Here is a 4,921-nt window from a genome sequence, read left to right as displayed (position 1 = left end):
GCCCTCGGGAGCCCCGCCCTCGGGAGCCCCGTCAACGAGGATCAGGGTGCCGCGGCCGCCCAGCTCGACGAACCGCGACCAGGCCGCCAGCAGTACCTCGTGGCCCGCCACCCCCCGGCCCGGATGGACAAGACGACCGGGCGGGTGGAAGTGCGCCACCCGCACCGCCACGAACCCGTCCTCGGGCAGATCGAGATCCGTCCGGACCGCCCGGCGCTCCCGGTCGTCCGCCGGCGTGAACCGGTCCAGATCCACGCCGTAGGACACGGTGCGCAGGCGGCGCACCGGCTGGCCGAGCGCGGCGTAGCGGCACCGGACGTCGGAGGTCGGCGCGATCAGCAGGTGATCGAGCCGGCAGAGCACCCGCTCGACCGGCCGGATCAGCGGGTGGTCCAGGTGCAGAGGGTTCGCGACCATGTACACGCGGGTGATCGTGGTGCCCGCGGTGGCGAGGCGGGCGGCCACCGCCGAGGCGTAGTGGTGATAATGGACGACGTCCGCCCCGAGCGCGGCCAGCTCCGCCCGCAGCCGGAGAATCCCACCGGCCTGACGGCGGATCGACGCTCCCCGGTGCGGCACGGGGCTCGCGACGACCTCCACGCCGCCCGCGGTCAACTCCCGGGCCAGTGGGCTGTCGACGTGGTCGGGCGGGGGCATCAGGACGATGACGCGGTCCCCGCTCTCCCTTTCGGCTACGGCGTGCGCGACGGGCCACCGCGGGCCGTCCCCCGCCTCGAGCAAGGTGACTATCTTCATCGTGAGCGGTCCTTTCTGGTCGTGGCCGGACGGTGGCGGTACCCGGACGGGCGGGGACGCCGGCTACGACCACACCGCCGTGATGTCGCGTTGCCAGTGCTCCATCGTGAACGGGGACCGGCGCAGCAGACGCATCGCCTCCCGGCGCTGATCAATGGTCGGGGGAACGGCGGTGAGCATCTCGGCGGTGTCGGCCCAGACCGCGTCGGAGATGCGCAGCGGCAGGATCGTCACGCCGGGGAGCAGCCGGGCGATCTCGTCGACCCCGGGCAGGTCCGCGCAGAGCACGGGCGTCCCGACCGCACAGGCCTCGAGCACGATGCCGGGCAGGCCCTCGTGGCGGGAGGTGACCAGCAGCAGCGAGACCGCGACCAGCAGGCGTGGGATCTCAAGCACCTCGCCGGTGAACTCGACGTGGTCAGCGAGGCCGCGCCGAGACGCCAGCGCGACCAGCCGGGCTGTCTCGGCGGCATCCTGACGACCCACGAAAAGGAGCCGGGCGTTAACAGACCGCCCCCGCAGCGCCGCGAGAATCTCCACGGCCCGGTCCCGGCCCTTCACCGAATCCGGGCAGGCAACGTGGACGATGGTGACAAGCTCCTGATCGTCCTCGGCGAGTTCCTCCGCGCGGCGGCGGGCCGCGATGGCGACGCCGACCGGTTCCAGCTCGACGCCGTGGTAGATGACGCGGCAACGGGAGTCGAGCCGCCAGTTCTCCCGCCACAGACCCCGCATCGCCGCCTCGCTCACCGCGACCAGATGGGTGGCGAACCGGTCGAGCAGCAACCGGCCGACGATCCGCCGCACCCGGCCGCCCAGGCTGTCGCCGTGCCGGTCCGGGGCATCGGCGAGGTAGGCGACGCGGCGCCGAACCCCCCCGAGCCGGGCCAGCGCGAGGACCACCCCGGAGAAGATCGTCACGTCCGCCTGCGCTACCTCCGCCTGCACCACGTCCGGGCGTACTTGACGCAGCAGCCTCAGGAAGGACCATGGAAAGCGCCAGTCGGCCCGGCAGTGGTACACCTCGCCGCCGAGCGCCCGGATCTCACCGTCGAACGCTCCTGCCGCGCCGGACGTCACCGCGAACAACAGCCGGAACTCGTCCTGGTCGAGGCGGCGGAGCAGGTTCACGGCCCCCAGATGGATGCCGGAGCGCTCCATCCGGTTCAGCACCTTCAGCACCGTTATCGGGCCCCGGCGCCGCCACCCACTCGGCCGGTGATGGAACCACGCGTCGGTGGCGACGACCCGCATGGCACCCGCCCCTCCGCCCGCACCCTCTCGATGACGATAATTTTCAGTTATCATTCAACTACATAAAGATACGGGAAGACACGGGAAGATACGGGACGCCGCGAGGGTGGGATGGCGCCAGAAGGTGGGAGGGCGTCACAGGGGTTCCACGGCGAACGCGAGCTCGTCGTGCCGCGCGACCTGCGCAGGTATCAGCGGGTGTCCCCCGCCTGCCGCCACCGGCCGGCGGCCCCGGTCGTGCGTGGGCAGCCAGTGCCGGGTGTCGAGGACCGCACGGGCATGCCGCGCCACCTGGTCACGGTCGAAGGCGTCGTGGTCGACCAGGAGCACCACCAGATCCGCGGCCGCAAGCTCTCCCGCATCCACCTCCACCAGGGTCACCCGGGGCGGCAGCCGGGCCGCGTCGACGTGCGGGTCCGCCGCTCGCACGTGGGCACCGAGGTCGGCGAGCAGGGTGGCCACCCGCGTCGCGGGCGACTCGCGCGCATCCCCGGTGTTCTTCTTGTAGGCGAGTCCCAGCAGCAGGATGCGGCTGCCCGCGACCGACCGCCGCCGGGTGTTGAGCATCTCGGTGACCCGCCGCACCACGTGGTCAGGCATGTGGTCGTTGATGTCGTTGGCGAGCTCGACGAATCGGAAGCTGCGGCCGAGGCTGCGGCGCACCCGCCAGGACAGGTACGACGGGTCGATGGGCAGGCAGTGACCGCCGACCCCCGGGCCGGGAGTGAACCGCAGATACCCGAACGGCTTGGTGGAGGCCGCGTCGATCGCCTCCCACACGTCGACGCCGAGTTCGTGCGCGAACATCGCCAGTTCGTTCACCAGCGCGATGTTGACATGCCGGAAGGTGTTCTCCAGCAGTTTGGTGAGTTCGGCGGTCCGGGTCGAGCCGACCGGAACCGTCCGCTCGACCACGGTGTCGTAGAAGGCGCTCACGGCCGCCAGGGAGTCCTCGTGCACCCCGGAGACGACCTTGGGGGTGTTCACCAGGTTCCACACCCGGTTACCCGGATCGATCCGCTCCGGCGAGTAGCCGAGATGGAAGTCGATACCGGGGTGCAGACCGGAACCCTCGGTGAGCAGCGGGGCGAACAGCTCCTCGGTCGTCCCCGGATAGGTCGTCGACTCCAGGATCACGGTCACGCCCGGCCGGACCAGCGGCGCGAGGCTGCGCGCCGCGCCCACGATGTAGGACAGGTCGGGAGCCCCCTCCCGCAACGGGGTAGGGACAGTGATCACCGCGACGTCGAACGCCGCGGCGCGGGCGTAGTCCGACGTCGGCTCGTACCGGCCCGACCCCAACGCTGCCGCGAGCTGCCTGTCGGGGATGTCCTCAACGTAGGACCGCGCGGCGGCCAGCCGGGCGACACGGCTCGCGTCCACGTCCACCCCGACGACCCGCCAACCCACATCGACCGCCCGCATCGCGAGCGGGAGACCGACGTATCCCTGCCCGACGACCACCAGCTTCTTCGAAGTCATACACATAGTGTGTCAGATTGTTTACATAGAGAGAGGTAGGTGGCTAGCTGTGTCCCGGGCCGGCGGACGGATCGCCGGATCCGGTGCGCCCGGACGGCCCGGTTCCGGCGGGGGTGCGACCACCCGGGCCAGAATTCGCGCGATGCGGCGGGCGGCGTGGCCGTCCCACAAGGCCGGACGCCGGGGCGCAGGCGGCCGCTCCAGGGTGTCGAACGCGGCCGTGACCACCACCCGCCGGTCCCGACCCACCACCCGGTTGGTACCCTCGGTAACAGTCAATGGACGTTCCGTCGAGTCGCGGAGCGTCAGGCACGGTACTCCCAGCACGGTGGACTCCTCCTGCACGCCGCCGGAATCGGTGAGCACGAGACGCGCCCCGGCCTGCAACGCCAGGGAGTCGAGATAGCCCACGGGTCCGAGCAGCCGAACCCCCGGGGGGAGCATCCCGGCCAGCCGCGCCGCCGTACGGGGATGCGCCGGGAAGACCAGCGGGCAGCGCACCGCGATCTCCCCGAGCGCCCCGAGCAGCCCGGCGAGCACGTCCGGATCGTCGACGTTGGCGGGCCGGTGCATGGTCACCAGGCCGTACCCGCCCGGGTGCAGGCCGAGCTCGGTCAGCGTCGGCCGGCCCAGCGCCTCGTCCCGGCACGCCAGGAGGGTGTCCACCATGACGTTGCCGACGAGATGGACCGCCCGGGGGGGCAGGCCCTCCCGGTACAGATGCTCCACCGCGTCCGGTGAGGTCGCGAACAGCTGGTCGCACACGTGGTCGGTGACAATGCGGTTGATCTCCTCGGGCATGGACCGGTCACCGCTACGCAGGCCCGCCTCCACGTGGGCAACGGGCACGCCCGCCTTCGCCGCGACGAGCGCACAGGCCAGAGTTGAGTTGACATCGCCGACCACGACGACGATCTCCGGGGCAAGCCGGTCGAGCAACGGCTCGAACGACGTCATGACCGCGGCCGTCTGCACGGCGTGGGAGCCCGATCCGGCCGCGAGGTGATGGTCAGGGGGGCGTAGCCCGAGATCGGCGAAGAACACCTCGCTCATCGCCTCGTCATAGTGCTGACCGGTGTGCACGAGCGTGGTCCGGAAACCCTCCGCGTCGAGGGCGTCCAGAATCGGCTTGATCTTGATGAAGTTCGGCCGCGCCCCGGCCACGACCACCGCGTGCGGCCTCGGCGCGAGCCCGGACTCGGCGAGCATCGGGACCGGTCCGGACCGGCGGCGCGCGGCCGCGAGCGGAGCCCGCGGCGCGGGCGGACCATCCACCGGTACACCGGCGACGGGCTCACCACCCGCCGGTACGCCGGTCACGAGCGAACCCCGGAACGATCCGATCCGCCGCGCGGCTGGTCGACGACGGTAGGCCCGGCGGGACGGGCCGCCCCAGCCCGCCCGACGGGGGCCGCGAGCCCGTCGCGCG

Annotated in this window: 4 protein-coding genes; all 4 read right to left on the bottom strand. The window is 71.8% G+C overall.

The window, feature by feature from the left end:
* On the bottom strand, positions 1 to 756 hold a 756-nt coding region (locus tag AC08OO_RS22465), incomplete at its 3' end, for a glycosyltransferase (protein ID WP_476619042.1).
* A 63-nt stretch (positions 757 to 819) separates the two neighbouring features.
* Positions 820 to 2,010, bottom strand: coding sequence for a glycosyltransferase (locus AC08OO_RS22460; protein WP_476619041.1), 1,191 nt, complete (start codon positions 2,008 to 2,010; stop codon positions 820 to 822).
* Positions 2,011 to 2,145: 135 nt separating this feature from the next.
* Positions 2,146 to 3,492, bottom strand: a complete 1,347-nt coding sequence (locus AC08OO_RS22455; RefSeq protein ID WP_476611695.1) for a nucleotide sugar dehydrogenase — start codon at positions 3,490 to 3,492, stop codon at positions 2,146 to 2,148.
* Between the two features lie 21 nt (positions 3,493 to 3,513).
* Complete coding sequence (gene wecB / locus AC08OO_RS22450) at positions 3,514 to 4,701, bottom strand: non-hydrolyzing UDP-N-acetylglucosamine 2-epimerase (RefSeq protein WP_476611698.1); 1,188 nt, start codon at positions 4,699 to 4,701, stop codon at positions 3,514 to 3,516.
* Positions 4,702 to 4,921 lie beyond the last annotated feature (220 nt).

The organism is Frankia sp. CeCAU1 (assembly GCF_977971845.1).
The sequence above is the reverse complement of the archived record's forward strand: the minus strand, read 5'-3'. Positions and strand labels throughout refer to the sequence as shown.